This window comes from Humibacter sp. RRB41 (assembly GCF_022761015.1).
Taxonomy (GTDB): domain Bacteria; phylum Actinomycetota; class Actinomycetes; order Actinomycetales; family Microbacteriaceae; genus Humibacter.
Genome location: NZ_JAKWJQ010000003.1, coordinates 396,193 through 412,288, shown reverse-complemented (window position 1 = coordinate 412,288; position 16,096 = coordinate 396,193). Strand labels below are relative to the sequence as shown.

At 67.1% G+C, this 16,096-nt stretch carries 9 protein-coding genes; all 9 read right to left on the bottom strand.

Annotation, left to right across the window (positions count from 1 at the left end; all coding sequences use genetic code 11):
- Positions 1–48 precede the first annotated feature (48 nt).
- The 9 genes from MJ603_RS10505 to MJ603_RS10465 all read right to left on the bottom strand — a co-directional run bounded on the left by MJ603_RS10505 (position 49) and on the right by MJ603_RS10465 (position 15,991).
- Positions 49–702 (bottom strand): zinc-ribbon domain-containing protein, encoded by a 654-nt coding sequence (locus tag MJ603_RS10505; RefSeq protein ID WP_243063662.1) that lies wholly within the window; start codon positions 700–702, stop codon positions 49–51.
- The gene (locus MJ603_RS10500) at positions 699–3,008 is read right to left on the bottom strand and encodes a transglutaminaseTgpA domain-containing protein (RefSeq protein WP_243063661.1); all 2,310 of its coding nucleotides are present in this window, start codon (positions 3,006–3,008) and stop codon (positions 699–701) included. The genes MJ603_RS10505 and MJ603_RS10500 overlap by 4 nt, the downstream gene beginning before the upstream one ends.
- A complete protein-coding gene (locus tag MJ603_RS18770; RefSeq protein ID WP_243063660.1) occupies positions 3,005–4,348 on the bottom strand; it encodes a DUF58 domain-containing protein in 1,344 nt (447 codons plus the stop codon). The genes MJ603_RS10500 and MJ603_RS18770 overlap by 4 nt, the downstream gene beginning before the upstream one ends.
- A complete protein-coding gene (locus MJ603_RS10490) occupies positions 4,345–5,355 on the bottom strand; it encodes a MoxR family ATPase (protein ID WP_243063659.1) in 1,011 nt (336 codons plus the stop codon). The genes MJ603_RS18770 and MJ603_RS10490 overlap by 4 nt, the downstream gene beginning before the upstream one ends.
- 31 nt (positions 5,356–5,386) lie before the next feature.
- Positions 5,387–11,161, bottom strand: a complete 5,775-nt coding sequence (locus MJ603_RS10485) for an Ig-like domain-containing protein (protein ID WP_243063658.1) — start codon at positions 11,159–11,161, stop codon at positions 5,387–5,389.
- Positions 11,162–11,175: 14 nt separating this feature from the next.
- Positions 11,176–12,579: a serine/threonine-protein kinase gene (locus MJ603_RS10480; protein ID WP_243063657.1), complete on the bottom strand. Its 1,404-nt coding sequence runs from the start codon at positions 12,577–12,579 to the stop codon at positions 11,176–11,178.
- A gap of 117 nt (positions 12,580–12,696) precedes the next feature.
- Positions 12,697–13,524, bottom strand: a complete 828-nt coding sequence (locus MJ603_RS10475; RefSeq protein WP_243063656.1) for a PP2C family serine/threonine-protein phosphatase — start codon at positions 13,522–13,524, stop codon at positions 12,697–12,699.
- Between the two features lie 68 nt (positions 13,525–13,592).
- Positions 13,593–14,795 carry an FHA domain-containing protein gene (locus MJ603_RS10470; protein ID WP_243063655.1) on the bottom strand — a complete coding sequence of 401 codons (1,203 nt, stop codon included), beginning with the start codon at positions 14,793–14,795 and terminating at the stop codon, positions 13,593–13,595.
- Between the two features lie 77 nt (positions 14,796–14,872).
- Positions 14,873–15,991 (bottom strand): DUF4192 domain-containing protein, encoded by a 1,119-nt coding sequence (locus MJ603_RS10465; protein WP_243063654.1) that lies wholly within the window; start codon positions 15,989–15,991, stop codon positions 14,873–14,875.
- Positions 15,992–16,096 lie beyond the last annotated feature (105 nt).

Genomic DNA, 16,096 nt, shown 5'->3' with positions numbered 1-16,096 from the left:
GAATCGGTGGATGCCCCACTCAAGCGGCGCCTGTGGACGCGGGGACCTTCAGCGCACGTCGAACCAGCGGTCGCCGATCTCCACCTTGCCACCGCGCGGAACCCGATAGCGACGACCGGGTTCGCAACGGCGCGGAGCCCCAGCAGGAGGGATGATCACGGTGCCGTTGGCCGAGTAGCGGTCGCAAACCCACAGCTCGCCCGCCTCCACGCCGAACTCGAGATGAGTCTTCGAGACCGATCTCTCGTGATCCGCGATCGAGACCAGCTGGTCGAACCGCTCTCCGGGTTGGGCGAAGGGCCGCCGTCCGAGCAGTCCGGCTCCGACGACGACGACACGCTCGCCCGTTGAAAAGGACAGCACATAGGGAACGGGGGCTGGAGAGTCATCGGTCGGGGGGACGGATTCCGTCGACAGCACGGAGATCTCGGCCGTGACGATGAGCTGCTCGTTGGTGCTGAACGCAACAGTGTCTGGCGTGGCATCCTGAGCGGGCGGGTCCGCCTGCCGCACATCCTGCGACAGCCGCGCGGCGGCATCCAGCACGGAGCGCCTCATCGACGGCGACATCACGGTGGTATCGCCCGGACGCGGATCGGCGACCTTCGACCGCGGCACCGCGGTGGCACTCACGGAGCGTCCGCACTTGCCGCAGAACATTGCACCGTCGGGCAGCGCCGCCCCGCATGCTGCACAGTTCACGATCGCCTCCCCCCGCGCCCGGTGTTCCCTCTGCTTCCACGGTAGCCGCCGAGCGAGCGCAGTGAGACCTTCGCACGTAACCGGCCCCAGCGGGTCGCGCGCGCGTTCAGGTCGCGCCGCAGCTCGTCGACGGCCCGCCACACCTGATCGGCGTCGGTGTCATCGGGTTCAGCCCTGCCGAACGCTGCACGATCGGCGACCGACGCCAGGAGCACGGGACGCGGTCCCCCGACAGTCTCCGCGACCTCGCTGCGGGTCGCGAACCCGGGTGGCGAGTAGCCGTGATCGACGGCGGAATCCGCGAATTCGTTCCACGCTCCTGCGATGCGCCCGCGAGGAAGCACCCGTGTCGATCGTCGTGCTCGGCGTCGCCGCCATTTCGCCGCGATGACGGCGAGGAACGGGGATGCCGCCAGCGCAAGACCGAGCACGGTCCAGCCCAGCACTGTGAGCACGGCGAGCAGGATGCCCAGCCAAGCCGGCGTCCGATCCTCCTGCTGCTTGGCCACGTGAGACTGCGGCGGCTGATTCTCCTGTGTGTCCGTCGTGTCTTTCGGCGGCTCGACGACCGACTGCGGCCTGGAGATCTGCTTCGGCTGATCCGGCTTCTTCTCCGGGATCGGACGCACCTGAGGGTTCGGGTCCACGTCGACCCAGCCGTCCTTCGCGGTCTTCACCTGAATCCAGGCCGAGATGTCGTTCCCGGTGAAGGTGACCTCGTCTCCCGACGCATCCTGCGGCACGTCGAATCCCAGCACGACTCGGGCGGGGAAGCCCAGCTGGCGAGCCATCAGCGCCGCCGCGACGGCGTATTGCTCCTGATCCCCCACCATCGGCGTGGAATCGAGCAGAGCATTGATGCGGTCGGCGCCGTGGCCGGAGAGGCTCTTCACCTCGTTCCCTATGCCGTGGCTGATGTAGCCGGTGTCGGCAAGCCGCTGAAGCACGGTGGAGAGCTTCGCGCCGGGAGTCGCCGCATCGCCCTGGTACCGCTGCACGGTCTCGGCAAGATCGGAGGGGAGCGTCGTCAGTGCAGGCTGAGGCGCCGTTCCCGGCTTGGCGTTCGCCAGTTGCGCGATCGTCTGCGACGGAGTGGTCGCCGCCGTCACCTCGTACGAATCTCCCGAGTTCAGGGAGGCCGTGTCCGCCATCGTCGCGGTCACCGCGTTGTAGTAGAAGTCGTCGCGCAGAGTGTCGGCATCCGCACCGCTGAATTCGATGTGCTCCAGGTCGCCGAAGGTCGGCAGCCACGGTCCGCCGAGCCCGTCCATCGTGATCGAGAGCGTGCTCGTGCTTCCGGATGCCGTCGGCTGCGACAACGAGTCGGGAACGCGAGCGAACGCACCGGAGTCGCCGGGTTCTGTACCCACCGAGTAGACGATGCCGTTGTAGCTGTCGAGCGTGGCGATGCGCAGTCGTCGCACGTCGCCCAGCCCGTGAACGGTGAACATGGCCGCGTCGGAGCGACCCGGCTCGAGGTAGGACCGGAACGCGGACAACGGGCTGGCGTAGTCACGAGGGTTGAACGGAGGCATCGTCGCGGTCCGGGCGACACTGCGGGCCGATGCCGGTGGCACCAGGTACGAGATTCCGGCGGAGGCGACGACCGCCAGCACGAGAACCACGGCTGCGATCACCACCGATCGGGTGGCGGCCAGGGAACGTTCGCCACGACGCACATCGGCGTGCGCGCTGGAGAGCGCGATGAGCCGGGAGACACGGCGTCTGCGGCGCATCCAAGCCAGCCAGCCTACCGCGAGTCCTGCAACCAGGACCGTCAGCGGAAGGGGCGTTGCGGTCGCATCGGAACCCAGCACGATCGCCAGCACGAACACGATTAGCGGCGGAACGACGGCGAGCTCCGCCGCTCGGGATCGGAGTGCGACGGTGACCGCGACGACACAGGAGCCGAACGCGAGCACGTAAGCAGGGGTGAGCAGGGCCTGATACGACCCGACGGGCACCGCGATCGTGATCAGCTGTTTCCAGCCGAGCGCGACGGAGCTCAGCAGGTCGAGGAATCCTTGGGCGGTCGGCACGACCCCCCAGATCGTCTCCCCCGGCACTGCAAGCGGGACGCCGATGAGCAGGAAGACCCCGACCGACACGAGCGTCGTGACCAACGAGTTCCAGTGCCACACCGTCGCGCAGACCGCCACGGCGATGCCCGCGATCAGAGCACCGACCGCCATCACCACGAAGTCCGTCGACTGGTACACCGGCCAGAATGCGGCGACGCACGCGGCCGCCAGCGCGAACAGGTAGGCGGTCGCCGTGAAGCGGAAGACGACATCCGATCGCTTCATGCCGCCCTCGATCTGGCGAGACTCGACCGAAGGTCATCGAGGTAGCCGACCGTGAGGATGCTCATGTCGCCGAGCTTGCGCAGGCTCGGGGTCTCGCCAGGCGTGCACCGCACGGCGACCACCTCGACTCCCTGGCGGAACATGGACGAGGCGTGCCTCAGCTGGGCCGCCGTCACCGTCGATCCGCAGACCAGGAAGGCGATCGACAGATCAGGAGTTCCCTCGGCCGCGACCTTGGCGACGTCGACGATGCGCAACGCCGCGGACGTCGTGTCGATGCGGCAGAGCGAGTCGAGGAGACGAGTGGGCGATGCGGCATCCAGCGCACGCACGTCGTAGACCGCGTTCTTCGCGAAGTCGGGCGTCTTCTCGCTGACCACGACCGAGACGGCTCGCGTGTCGCGGATCGCCTGCACCCCCAGAGACCCGGCCGAACTCACGGCCAGTTCGAACTCGTCTTCCGAGGCGAAGTCGGCATCGGCCAGGCTGAGCGCGACGAGCAGATTGCTACGCCTGGTCTGCTCGAACTGACGCACCATGAAGGCACCTGTCTTCGCGCTGCTTCGCCAGTGGATGTGCCGACGCTCATCGCCCCGCGCGTACTCGCGCAGCGCGTGGAACGACATGTCGCTCGTGGTGAGCTCACGTGTCGGATTTCCCTCGAGATCGTGCACCATGCCGGTGCTCATGCTCGGGATGGAGATGGTCGCCGGGTGCACGAACAGCTCGACCGTCTGCTGCCAATCTGCTTCCCTGCGCATCAGCCCGACCGGGTCGGCGCGAACCGAGCGGATCGGCCCGATGGTGACCACGCCTCTGCGCGTTGTCGGCACGAGGAAGACATCGCGGAATTCCGCAGAAGGACGCAACCCCGGTACCGCGAACTCCGCGACGCCGGCACCGACCGGCACCTCGATGCGCGCGGCGAGCAGACCGTGCCTCATCGGGTTCGACACGATCACATCGACGGGGGCCGAAGCGCCGACGACGACCCGCGGATTCGGCAGATGCAAGACCGCGTGGTAGTTCACCGACCCGAGCAGGTAGATCATGGCGATGATGAAAAGTGCGACACCGAGCCATGCGAAGACGACCGCCTCTGCCCAGCCCGCAACGTAGCCCACCACGAACGATGCGATCGTCATCAGCGCGACGCACACGCCCGTGATCGTCATGATCTCGGTCGTCGCACGCCACACTCGACCGCACCAGGCGGCGAAAGCCCGCCAGCCGCGCACGACGTCGACCACGGCATCCGCAAGACGTCCTTGACGCGCGCCGACGAGCCGGGTGCGAGCGTTGTCGACGCCGGTGGTGCTGGTCGGTGAATCGAGGGTCACACCATGGTCCCGTCCTGCGGAGGAGGCGTCTGCAGAATGACGTTCGCGATCACCCCGTGCGCCGTCACGCCGTCGAACTCGGCCTCGGTGTCGAGAACGAGACGGTGGGCCAGCACCGGTTCGGCGAGCGCCTTCACATCGTCGGGAATGACATACGACCGGCCGAGACCGGCCGCGTACGTCTTCGCCGTGCGGATCAGCGCAAGGCCGCCACGCACGCTGACGCCGAGACGCACCTCGTCGGCGTTGCGCGTCGCATCCACGAGCCTGGACACGTAGTCGTTGATCGCCGGTTCGACGTGCACGGCCCTGGCGAGGCGCGACAGGGTCGTGACCATCTCGCCCATCACCACTGTCGGCAGGACCATCTCGTGCGCCGCGTGATCGGCGCCTTCGAGGATGCGCACCATCGACGCGTGATCCGGGTACCCGATGGATGCCTTCATGATGAACCTGTCGAGCTGCGCCTCAGGCAGACGGTACGTGCCGGCCTGCTCGATCGGGTTCTGCGTCGCGATGACCATGAACGGAGGGGCGAGCCGGTGAGTGACGCCGTCGACGCTGACCTGTCGTTCCTCCATCACCTCCAGCAGGGCGGACTGGGTCTTCGGGCTCGCGCGGTTGATCTCGTCGGCGAGCACGACGTTAGCGAACACCGGGCCCTTGTGGAACACGAACTCGCCCGAGCGCTGGTCGTACACACCGACGCCCGTGATGTCGCCCGGCAGAAGGTCCGGTGTGAACTGGATGCGACTGCTCGTGCCCGAGATGCTCTCGGCCAGGGCGCGCGCCAAGGACGTCTTGCCCGTGCCCGGCACGTCTTCCAGGAGCAAGTGGCCCTCGCTCAGCAGCGCCGTGACGGCCAGCCTGATCACGTGCGTCTTGCCGAGCAGCACGTGTTCGACGTTCTGGACGATGGCGTCGACCATGCTCGCGAACCAGGATGCCTGGTCGTCGGTGAGCGGGACGATGGGCTTCTGTCCAGTGGCGGTGGGGGCGTCCGTCATGTGTGTCTCCTGGCTGTTGCCGTGTTCGTGGTCATTGCGCGGGGTAATCCATCTCGTAGCTGCCCCCGTTGGTAGTAACGCGGACAACGAGGACACCGCCGAGCGGCGATGAGCAAGACCCTGTCTGGCCCATTGTCTGATAGTTGGACGGATCGGTGCAGCTGTACTCGACTGCCGTGTATCCCTGTCCGGCCGGAGCGCTGGTCCAAGTGAACGAGCCAGACGAGTATGCGACCGAAGCGTTCACGTCAACGGCGACCGGCGTCGTGAATGGACCCACCCATGCGGATCTGTACGTCGAACCGTTGTCCTGGTACGTCACTGTTGCTTGTATCCAGACAGAAATCGAAGTCCCGTACCTACTCGTGTCGGCCGGAATTATTCGTTGACCTTCCGTAACCGAAGTTGCTCCACCGCCTTGCGAATCGTAGGCATATGCGTACGAAAGTGAACCAGCAGAATCGATCGCGGCCGATATTTTCGCGAGCGCCGGGGCGTAAAGGCCAATTCCGACCGGGTTTTGCGGATCTGGTGCGGAGAACGAAGCTGCGAGATTTGTCGGCGCGCTATGGGATATAGCCGTTGTCGAAGCGCTGGTCGATCCGGCGGAACTCACCGCCGTTACCCTAAACGTGATTTGCTGTCCGACAGGAACCTGGCACACGACCGACGTCGCCCCAGGCCCAACGGCAGGACAACTAGCCGAGCCGCTCGCGGTAATGCCGATCGAGCCTATGGACGGTGCGCCATTCGGATTAAGTGACCACGTCACGGTGACCTGCCCAGGCGATTGTGGGCTAGTGGTGGCAGACGGCCCTGATACAAATATTGGTGGGCCCGCAGGTATTCCTGTGACCGGTGGCTGGACCTGATTCCACACCGGTTGTGCGCCATAGAAATTGTTGACAGCTGCAATTGAGACCGAATATGCAGTCCCGTTGCCGAGGTTACGGATCACGTATGAGTCGGTGCCGGCAGGAACGATTCCGATGGCGGTTGAATTCAAGATGATCTCATATCCGGTTACCGGGCTTGACCCATTCGCGGGCGGCGGATCCCAACTTGCAGTCAGCAGTCCATCTCCGGGCTCGACCGAGAGATCGGTCGGCGCGCCTGGCACGACGTTGGACCACACGGCATCCGGATACGACACCGCATCAGAGGTGCCGATCGCGTTCGTCGCCGTGACCCTGACCGTGACCGAGTTGGACGGCCCGTTCCCCGGTGTCGGCACGACGCAGGTCGTTGCCTGGCACGCCGTGGATCCCACCGTCGCGCCGTTCGAGCCGATGAGCGACACGGTGTAGCCAGAGATCGGCGAGTTGTTGAACGCCCCGGCATCCCAGGCCACGGTGATCTGCCGGTCGCCGACTCCCGTGATGCGCAGGTTGCCGACCGGGGCCGGTCGGTCCTGCACCGAGATCGTCACGGTTCCCCAGGTGTATCTGCTCGAGTCGCCCGTCGCATCCGCGACCTCGTACTGCAAGATCGTGTCGATGGGTCGCGCGTTCGGAGAGGCGGTCACGGTCAGCCGCGATCGATCCGAGCTCGGGGTGACCTGCAGGCCGGCCGGAAGCGAGGCATCCGAAGTACCGCGTACGGCCACGACGGTGAGCGGCGTGGACGGGAACGGGTTGGTCGCCGAGTCGTTCGCCAGCACGTCGACACTCGTTGTGGCGCCGCGTCTGGCGATCACCCGGTCGGGTTGCGGAACCGCCAGTGGACGGGTCGACGGCACGACGGTCACGTCGACGCGCCCGGCCGTGCCCTGGTTGAGGGCATCGCTCACCCCGACGAGCACGCTGAACTGCGTTCCCTTCGGCGTCTTGTCCGACACGTGAACGGTCAGCGACCGGCCCTGGATCGAGACGGATGCTCCGGCCGGCTTCGGATCCAGAATGCGGTAACTGAGCTCGGACTGGTCCTTCTCGTACGGGTACCGCGTGAGCTTCACCAGGTCGAGCGTCTTCTGCTGCCCCGGCTCGAACTCCACCTGAGCGCCCGTGAACGTCGGCGGCTGATTGTCGCGCGCCGTCACGTCGATGGGGAGCACAAGCGTCGCGATGTGACCGGCCGGATCCTTCGACGACGACCCGTCCGTGACCTCGAACGAGATGGATGCCGGACCGAAGTACCGCGACGCGCTGGTGAAGACGAGCGTGTGGTTGTCGCGCACCAGGCTGTCGCCGTTGGCGTGCGTGGCGTGCACGTGCGAGGCATCCGTCAATCGTGCGTTCTTGCCACCTGCGACCACCACGTAGTCGTCGAGGTCGATCACGAGCGTCTTCTCACTCGGCACGGTGAGCTTCGGCGCGCCCGGTTTGAGCTGCGGCAGGGCATCGTCGAACCCGGGGAGACGGATGAAGCCGTAGGAGACGACCTCCGGATCGTCAGGATGCGCCACCTTGAACGGGATGATCTGAGCCTTCTGCTCGATCTGCACGCGCACCTTGCCCGTTTTGGTGATGACGGCGCTGTCGCCGTACCCCGGCACCAGGGAGAGCTTGAGGCTCGAGACCGGGCCGTCCGCGAAGAACACGTTGGTCAGCGGGTTCACGGTCACCTCTTTGCGGCCGAGGATGTCGGCGAGCCCCAGCACGGTGTCCTGCACCACCGGGCGGGACAGCGGCGCGTTCTTGCGCACGACGACCGTGAGGAAGTTCGAGCTCGTGCCACCCGAGTCGTTCTGCACCGTGTAGATGAAGCCGTAGCGGCCCTCCTTCTGCGGAGCGACCACCTTCACGACCTGTCCGGAGATCTTCGCCTTGCGGATGTCCGTCGACGTGCGCTGCACGGATGTGATGTGGAGCGCGCCGCCGTCGGGATCCGAATCGTTCGCGAGCACCTGCACCGAGACCGTGCGGCCGGGACGCACGGTGACCTCGTCCTCGACCGCGACGGGATTGCGCGCCCCGCCGCTCGATGGAGCGATGCCGACCCGAACGGTGCCGTCCGCGTGGGCACCGAGTGCATCGACGACCGTGTACTCGAACGTGTCGGTTCCCGCTGCGTAGTCGCCGGCCTCGTACTCGATCCAGTCCGACCCGACAGCCGTGACGGCGCCCTTCTGCGGGTTGGTCGACTGGCCGACCAGCGATACGGAGTCTCCGTCGGGGTCGATGCCGTTCAACGGGATCGGGATGCGCACGGTGCTGCCGGCGAACACCCTCGCTGTCACCGTCTTGGGCACGGGCGCCTTGTTCGATTCGGCGTCGAGCTCGCGGACCGCGATCGTCACCTGCGCGGTCGCCCATTGACCGTCCGCGTCGTCGACCCGGTAGACGGCTGTGTAGTTGCCCGGTTTATCGGGGGCGAGGTACCGCAGCTCGTTACCTGAGGCGAACAGCAGCCCCGCGCCCTTGGGCAGTGGTGTCGGCAGCGTGGTGTCGAGGGTCAGATCGTCGTCGTCGGCCTGCGAATCGTTCGCGAGCACCGGGATGTCAACCGCGTCGCCGACCCGCACGGTTGCGGTGTCCGCATTGGCCACCGGTGGTTGCCTCACCGCCGGCCTCGGAATCTCCACAACACGCACGCTTCCCTGCGCCTGAGCGGTGCCGTTGCTGACCGTGTACGAGAAGACGACAGGCCCGCTCAGCGGCTTCGTGAGCGTGACGCGGAGGATCCGCTGGTCGAGCACCTCGACGCGGACGCCGGATGCCTCGGGCGACGCGGCCGACGTGATGAGCAGCACACCGCCTGCCGGGTCGAAGTCGGTGGCGAGCACATCCACCTGCTGTGAGGTCTGCTGCTCGATGAACGCGTTGTGCGGCACGGTGACGGGAGTGTCGCCCGCGTCGAGCGGCACGCTGACGACGACGCGCACCTCCCCCGTCGCCGTCGTCGACCCGTCCGTCACCGTGTACCCCACGTAGTACGTTCCAGGCGACGAGGACTCGAAGGCGAACGTTCCGTCGTCGAAGTCAGGATTGAGCGTCATATCGGGTTTGTCGGGCACCGCGCTGAGACGTACTGGTCCGACTCCGCCTCGCACATGCGAAAGCGGCGAGATCGTGATCTCGCTTCCGACGACCGCGGTGGCCACGAACGGCTCGGTGATGATGGGAACGTCGGTGGGCGGCCGAATCGTGACGGCCAGAGTGCCCGTGCCGGTCGCCTTGCCGTCGGAGACCGTGAGCGCGACGTTCTGCAGGCTCCCACCCTTGCCGGCATCCGCGTAGACGACGCTTCCCTGCGGGGTGGATGTCACGGTCGACGGCGGCGGAACGCTCGCGCCCGTGAGGTAGAACGGATCACCGTCGGGGTCGTACCAGTCGCCGAGCACCTGGGTCGTCACGCGCCCGCCGGATGCCACGATCGCCTTCGTCGAACGCACCTGCACCGGTGCCGAGTTCTCCTCCGGGGTGCGCACCGTGACCGTCACGTGCGCGTTAGCCTGGCCGCCTCGCCCGTCGCTGATCGTGTAGTCGAAGTCGATCTGCCCATGTGCATCGGCCGGCAGCGTGATCTGCAACTGCTGATCGTCCGCCGTGCGCTGGATGCGTGCCGTCGCCTGCGGGACCGGCGTGAACGAGTCGATCACGAGAACGTCGCCGTTCGGATCGTAGTCGTTCAACAGCACGGGAAGCGGACTCGTCATACCAGGTCGTGCACCGAACTTGTCGTCGACGGCGACGGGCGGTTGTTGGGCTTTCTCGTAGGTCGGCGGCTTGTCCTCGGTGTTCTCCTCGGTCTGCTTCTTGTCATCGTCGGGCTTGGCGAAGTCGGCCCAGTTGTCGATGAGGCCGTTGCCGTTCTGCACCGACCACGATGTTCCATGTGCGGTGTCGTTGAGCACGACGGTGCCATCGTTCACGCGGAACTCGAGGTCGGCACCGGGGCGTACCGCAGAGAGCGAACCGGTGCGTCCTGCTGTGCCACCGTGACACGATCGCCACGTACGGCCGCTCGACCAGGCGCCGTACAGGCACCCGTTCACCATGGCGGGCGCCGCCGCCGAACCGTAGGAACCGGCGAGGTCGGTGACCACCGCGCCCGAACCGAACGGCACCGTGTACATACCGCTGTCTGAGGCGATCGAGATGTCGGACCCGGTGTCGGATGCCTGCTGCAGCACCCCGAGACTGCCGACCGACCTCGGCAACGTGCGTTCGCCCTCCGCCGTGCGCAGGCGCCCCTCTGCAGGGTCGTACAGGGCCCAGTGGCCGGCGACCGACGTCAGCTGCATGGCTACCGCGCCGTTCGACGCCCGAGTGTCCGTGACGGGTGTCTTCCAGGTCTGCGAAACGGAGTCGGACGTCGCCGCGTCGATTCGGGAGACGGTGCCGGTCTGTGTCGAGTAGGCGAAGAACTCGCCGTCGGGGCTCAGCGAGGTGACGATGCGTCCGCCGAGATCGATCGTCGGGTTCGATGCGGACGAGAACGAACCGAGATCGCTGAGGGGCACGAGCCAGATCTGCCCCGTCGTGCGGGAGACGATGACCGCGCGCGATCCGGCGATGCCGACCTGGGCATCCTTCGGTGGGAGTGCTACCGACTTGCCAGCCGTCACGTCGGCCGCGTTCACCTTCGCGACCGTGTTGTCGCCGCGATCGATCAGCAGCACGTTGTCACCGCGCTGTTCGACATCGAGTGACGCACCCTCTGCGGTCACCGCCGAGTTGAGGGCATTGATCTGGGTGTTGGCGCGGCCGATCATCTGAGTCGAAGCGTTCGTGACCCAGACGGCCGAGTCGCCGAGCACCATGCGCTGCTGCACGAAGCCACCGGAGACGATGGCCACAGTGGCCACCAGGGCGATCAGAACGATTCCGATCAGTGCCGAGACTGCGACCGGACGGTGACGCACGAAGAATGCACGGATCACTGCGCGGCCGCCGGATCGACGCACTTCGGCGAGCTCGGCGCCCCCGTGCGTCCCGCTCGATTGACGGTGACCGTGAGGCACACCCTGCGGTTGTCGCTGTCGACGGTGAAGGTCGTGCCGCGCTGCAGGCTCGGTGCGCCGCCGTCGACGCTCACCTGGTACTCGTCGTTGGCCGCGAGACCGGGGTCTTGCCAGCTGAACTCGATCGTTCCGCCGGCAGACCTGCCGCTGACGTCGTGCACGGCGGGGATGTCGGCCGGAGCGCTGACCCGCAGCAGCACGACGGTCAGGGTGACGACGAACGCCGCACCGAGAACGACGCACGCGGCGATCAGCCATGCTCCGCGCACACCGAGCGGGGTGGAATGACGGTCAGAGGTGCCGGCGCCCGTTTCTCGCACCACAGTGCGATCGGAACCGGAGGTCTGCTCCCCGCGACGACGACGACGGCGATCCGCGGACGACGCGGCGACGACGCCCTTCACTCTGGTCCGGTCGTCATCGTCGACGGCGATCGCCGCTGCCCATTCGTCCACCGACAGATCGGCCGGTGTCGGTACGAAACCGAGCTCCGCCTCGACCGACTGCAGGTCGCGGATCAGCTCGAGAACACTGTGCTGCCGCGCCTCCGGCTTGCGAGACATCGATCGTCGCAGCACGGCCTCGAGCCTGGCTGGCACATCGGCACGCCCGATCGGCTCTGGCTTCGCGCGTCTGATGCGGGTGATCAGCTGGGCGGACGAGTTCTCCGTCCCCACGACCTCGAACGGCGACCGGCCGGCGATCAGCGAGTAGATCGTCGCGCCGAGAGCCCAGACCTCGCTCGCGACGGTTCCCGTCGTGTCATCGGTGAGCACCTCGGGCGCCGACCAGGGAACGGACATCCCCACGGCTTCTGCCAGCTCCGCATCGCCCAAGGTCGCCGCGATGCCGAAATCCGAGAGCACCGGATGCCCATATGCCGTGGTCAGGATGTTCGACGGCTTCACGTCGCGGTGCAGAACGCCTGCGCGATGGGCCGTCTCGACCGCCCCTGCGATCTTGACGCCGATCGACAGCGCCTCGGGAACGCCGAGCGGCGTCATGCGGTATCGCTGGCTCAGCGTAGGCGAGCACAGCTCCATGACAAGGTAGGGCCTGCCGTCGGAGGCAACGCTCGCCTGATACACCGTGAGCACCGCAGGATGCGCGCTCAACTGCGCCATCAGATTGGCCTCGGCCTGGAACATCTGCCGCACGCTGGGGGTGACCACTTCGGCCAGCAGCACCTTCACGGCGACCTGCCGTCGCGGCATGTTCTGCTCGTACAGGAACACGTCGGCGAAGCCGCCGGAACCGAGCGCTCGCACGTAGGAGAATCCGGGAAGGTTGGGCGGCGTCGACGGCAACCTCTTGGCCATGCCGCCTCCCGTTCGCCTTCTCGTTCACGCTCCCCGGCCTGAGAAACGTTCACCCATTGTAGGCAAGGCCGGGGCGGACCGACTCGGGGGTAGCCGCGAGGGTTTGCCCGGCACTGCTCAGCGTCGCTGAGAGCCGCGCCTGCCGCTCGGTTTGGGCGAATCGGGGGTCTCCATGACGTCGACCACCACGACGGTGACGTTGTCGCGTCCGCCGTTGCCGAGCGCGGCATCCATCAGTTGTCCCGCCGCGTCGAGCGGGCTGGTCCCCACCGTGAGGTAATGCCGGATTCCGTGCTCGGTGAGTTCCTTCGTCAGCCCGTCGGAGCAGGCGAGCAGTCTGGTTCCCGCGGTGACCGGAACCAGACTGAAGTCGGGCACGGGCTCTTCGTTGAAGCCCACGGCCCGAGTGATCACGTTGGAGTGCGGGTGCACCTCGGCCTCCGACGGTGTGATCGCGCCGGCATCGAGAAGCTCCTGGACGATCGAATGGTCGACGGTGAGCTGACGCAGCTCGCCCTCTTCCAATTCGTACACTCGCGAATCGCCGATGTTGAAGACGAGCCAATTCGGTTCGCCCTCCGCCATGGTGAGCGCGAAACCCGTGACGGTTGTGCCCGTTCCGAGGTCGGTTTGGCCGACGCCTTTGGTCATGTCGTCGACGGCGTCCTTGAGCGCGGTGTCCACGCCCTCCTCGCCGATGAAAGGCGCTGAGACGTGCTCGGCGAGCCGCGTCACGACCGCGGAACTGGCGAAGTCGCCCGCAGCATGCCCACCCATCCCGTCTGCGACGGCGAAGATCGGCGACTTGGCGATCAGACTGTCCTCGTTGACCGCTCGGCGGTATCCCTTGTCGGTCAGCGCCGCCCACGTGAGCGTGATGCGGGCACCGTCTTTGCCCGGCACGGCGATGTGATGGCGCCTGCTGCTGCGCCCGATCTGAGTCACTTACGCGTCCTCTCGGGTGTCGTGCGCAACGCCGGCGACCGGCAATCGCCACCCCCTCTGACGTGGGTTCACGGCGTCACCGGGGTGATCTCGATGATAGTACCGTCACCGATATCGATCTCTGCCGCGCCAGGCACTGCGAAGGACTCCCCAGGACGCAGGCGACGTGGCGCTGCTCCGGGAAGGATGACTGCAGTCCCGTTCCTCGACCGCAGGTCTGTGACCACAACGACTCTTCCGGCCCGCTCCACCCTGACGTGGGAGGCAGAGACGAGAGCGTCGCGCGAGGCCACAGTCACAAGCAGCGGCGGGATGCCCCCACGCGCCGTCCCCGTCGGCCGTCGTCCGAAGATGATGGGCGCATCGAGGAGCACGGCGTGCGCACCGTGCACGCCGACCAGAACCGAAGTCGGATGCTCGACCTCTGCTTCCTCTGACGATGCTTCCCCGGACTCCGTGGCATCGGACTCCGTGGCATCGACCGGTCCGCCGGCTTCCCCCAGCGCAGGCGGCCGCACCACCGTCTCCTCATCCGGTCCGTTGTCGACCGGCTGCGGCTCGCCCTGCGGCCACGCCGGGGGTCGGCGCACCGTCTCCTCCGCGGCAGCGGCAGTATCCGCGGCGGCGTCAGCGACGTCCTCGTCGATCACGACGCTGCGAACCGTGTCCTCGTCGAGAGCGGCGCCGGGTCGCAGGTACGCAGAGCTCGTACCGTCGGCATCCGCCGGCCGCACGTCTGTCGCCGACCAGAGCACCGCGCCGACGTGTGACACTCCCGTCTCGATCGGCCGCGCTTGCGGGACGAGCCGTGCGACGGCATCCGTGCGCCTGGCCGGGCCTCCCAGCTCAACGGCGATCACGTCGCGAAAGGTGGCGATCAACCACGGCTGAACGCCCGACGACCAGAACCGGCGCGATCCTCCGTCGGAGAAGACGTCGACGACCGCCCTGCCGCGCGCGACGGCCGTGATGCGTCGACCGACGCCTTCCCCACCGTCGACAGACTCTTCAGCGCGGTCGAAGTGCACGACGGCGAACGAATCGGTACCACCGACTCCGATCGGAATGGCCGAGACGATCGTCTCGAGCGCGGCATCCTCGAGCCTCGCGAGGCGAATGAGCTCTCCGACGCCGCGATCGCCGTCGCCGGCCTCGATCACTGCCAGGAACGACTCGGCCGCGACCGTGATCCAGTCGTCCTCCGGCGGTCGTGGTGGCGAGACGTACACCCTGCCGCCTCTCGGTGCGGCGGGCTGCCGGGCATCGACCACAGCCGTCCCTCTTCTCCGACCATTCGAACCTCACCGTGCGCATGGCTCGCCGTCGTTCCCCGAGTGTAGTGAGGTCGTCACGCCCGCCTCCCCCTGGCGGCAGCGCGTCGTGCCTGCCTCGACGCCTGCGGCTCGCGGAAGACCCACTCGGGCAGCATGCCGGCGGTGAGCATCGTCTCCACGAGTTCGGCGAACGAGTAGCCGGGGTCGACAGCTCGTGCCTGCTCGACGTATTCACCCGCGAGCGACCCACGCCCGAGCGCCCAGTTCAGCCAGGCGAGGGAGGCGAGGGCAGGAGCACGGTCCGCTCCGGTGAGCCTGGCGGCCACCTCGCGCAGAAGCCGGATCGCTCGCTCCACCCTGGGCGTCGACGGTCTGCGCAACGAGCTCTGCCCGGCAAGTGCCATCGCGATCTCCTCGTCGTCGACAGGCTCCCCGCGGGAGTGACGTTCCTGGAAACGAAGTGCACGCCGCCCTTCGTGCACGCCCCATCCCCAGGTGAACAGCACCACGTCACGCGCCCACGGGTAAGAGAGCACGTGAGCCGTGAGCGCTGTGACGATCGCTCCCACTTCTTCCTCGCGCCACCCCGCGCTGTATTCCGCGAACCAGATCGGATCGGGTTGCTCCGCCTTGCTGCGCAACACCTCCAATGCCTCTGCGGTGCGCGAACGCTCCTTCGGCGCGACCGCGGGCAACGCCGCCTCCTCGCGCGGAGAGCGACGAAGACGCCCAGCATCGGAATCGGTTCTTCGCACCCAGAGCGCGCTGTCGAGCGCGCCACGATCACCGCGTCGTCCTTGCTCGTAGTCTCCCCAGCCGTCCGCGGCAACGTAGAGAAGGTCGAGCAGCGGGAAGCCGGCAGTGGATGCCGCCTGCCGCAACTCCCGCGCCAACCCTGCTGCCGGAGCGCCGTCGGCACACGAGGCGTCGCTGTACGCGACAGCGAGCAGCGCGTCGGCCCCGCGCACCTTGCACACCATCCCGATCAGCGTGGCGGCGAAACGGCGCAGGTTCTCGCAGTTCTCCTCATCGAGATCGTCGGCCCCTGGCGGAAGGTCGACGCGGAGCGTGCCACCGGACAGACCATCCCGGAACGTGACGAGCACGAGGCTTGCGCGCGGCTGGAATCCGACCAACTCGGGCACGAGCGCGAGAAGCGAAACAGTGTCTGGTGCGATGACGTGATCGGGCATGGCCACCAGCGTGCCCGGCGCCGACCACCGGACTCGGCGGCAATCGGCATCCGTGGACTTCGTCTCGATCAGGCGACCCGGGAGGGGAAGACGGCTGGTGGGCGA